The organism is Oscillibacter valericigenes (assembly GCF_021531435.1).
Taxonomy (GTDB): Bacteria; Bacillota; Clostridia; order Oscillospirales; family Oscillospiraceae; genus Oscillibacter; species Oscillibacter valericigenes_B.
Genome location: NZ_JAFBIS010000062.1, coordinates 1 through 1,814, shown reverse-complemented (window position 1 = coordinate 1,814; position 1,814 = coordinate 1). Strand labels below are relative to the sequence as shown.

The window sequence follows — 1,814 nt, the reverse complement described above, 5'->3', positions numbered from 1 at the left end:
CCACGCCATCCTATTGGCTCTCTCCGGTCAGGCGAGGGCCTGTTGGTAATGCCTGGGACCGGGGGTCCTGAATAGTTACGATTCATTACTATTTTGTCAACTAAACCAAGCGATGGCAGGAGCCGAACATTTTTCGGTTCAATATGTCGGCAAGTGTTATACAGATTTATGTTTTTTACATGTTTTTGGTTTATTTCACCATCATACAGCCACTCAATCGGCTCCGGTGTACCGGACATTAGAATAATACGGCAGTTTTTTGTCTGCTTATGAACATAGCGCAAAAAAGACTGGACATGGAAAGGCGCTTCAGAGAACGTTGCGTCGGCAGCCATAGAATGAGCCTCATCCAAAATGATAAAATCAAACACATTCCAGATGTGTGTCCTCGGATCATCAGGATTATAGAGATTTTTTACGTACCACTCTATATAGGAATTGGTGCAGCATACTACTCCCTGCGTGAACCATGAATCTCCATCAGGAGATAATCCAGAAAAATCAAATCTAGTGTCAGCATCCAGCTTGATAGCTTGAGCATTTGCAGTTGAACGTCTGGAAGTAATCAGCAATACTCTATATCCAGCAGGGTCATATCCTTTATCTTCGTGTCCCCACTCCGTCAAGGATTTTGCCCAGTAGTTTTTGCCCGCACCCACACCAGCAATCAGCATGAAAAGGCGCTTGTCTGAATCTAAAATCTCTCCCTTGAAATCTAGTTGGTTAAATACGGTATCTCTGTACTTGTTATCTTCCTCTCTTGCGGTTGACATTGCTCCACTCCTATTCAAATTAAACAAAAAATAAAGCAGGATTTCTCCTGCCTCAGCAAAAAGCGTATACTCCACCCTAGGTGAATCAGCTCTTTTCGCTGAAACGGTGGTCACTATTCATAACACTAAGATTTATAGGAACTGCAGCAAAGCCGGTTAAGGCTCACGAAAAGGCTTCAACATCCGTAAAGATCAACGCCTGTTAAGGCCAAAGCCCAATCGCAACTGCGAGAGTATTGTATCATGAGGGTCGAGTCTTGTCAAATTTCATGTAGTTTACAATGGTTTTTATAGTTAGAAGAGCCTTGCGCGTCGGAGACAGGCTGCCTATCTCCAACAAGTTGTAATGCTTTATCGAGCCAATCTTTTAAGTGAAAGAAAGACGGAGTAGGCTTGAGACCTACCCCGCAATTTCTCAATATTTATCTTTGCTTTTATAAGATGCTTCTGCAAAGCTTTAATTATGGGAGGAAGTGAATGTCACTCTGTTTTGAAAGCACCTCACAGACTATGCTTTCATCCCAATTGTAGCTTGCGGTATCTACAGCATACAACATTGCAATAGCAACATTATCTGTAATATCAAATGCGTCTGAAAAAGACTTGATAGACGTGACACTATCTGCCAAATCAAAGCCACTTACATCTTCACCAGTAAACAAATCAACTGCCTGACAGTCTTCAACAAATGCCACAATGTTCTTGAACTCAATTGACATATTGCCATATTCTCCGACTGTAAAATAGTCCGCAAAAAATTCTTGGCAATCAATATAATCGTGAATCAATATCATCCTTTCATCTCCGCTTGATGCGTTTGCGTAGATGTGTTCTGGGACGATATAATAAACCGCATCCTGAAACTCTTGCGTGCCAACACGGCCAGTTCTAAAACCTTCGTCAATCGCCTCGATACTCTGCGTCATTCGATCATAACAGACAGAGGCACTATTCTGGTGTAGTGTTAGAGTCGGGCGAAATGGGCCATTCAGAGTCGGGTGAAAACGGCCAATTTTAGTCGGATAGAAATGGCCACTCGGT

The 1,814-nt window shown here is 42.6% G+C and carries 2 protein-coding genes; both read right to left on the bottom strand.

What is annotated here, in order from left to right; genetic code table 11:
- The coding region (locus JQM68_RS13535; RefSeq protein WP_235223547.1) for a DEAD/DEAH box helicase family protein at positions 1-773 on the bottom strand (773 nt) is incomplete at its 3' end.
- Positions 774-1,234: 461 nt separating this feature from the next.
- The coding region (locus tag JQM68_RS13530) for a hypothetical protein (RefSeq protein ID WP_235223546.1) at positions 1,235-1,814 on the bottom strand (580 nt) is incomplete at its 5' end.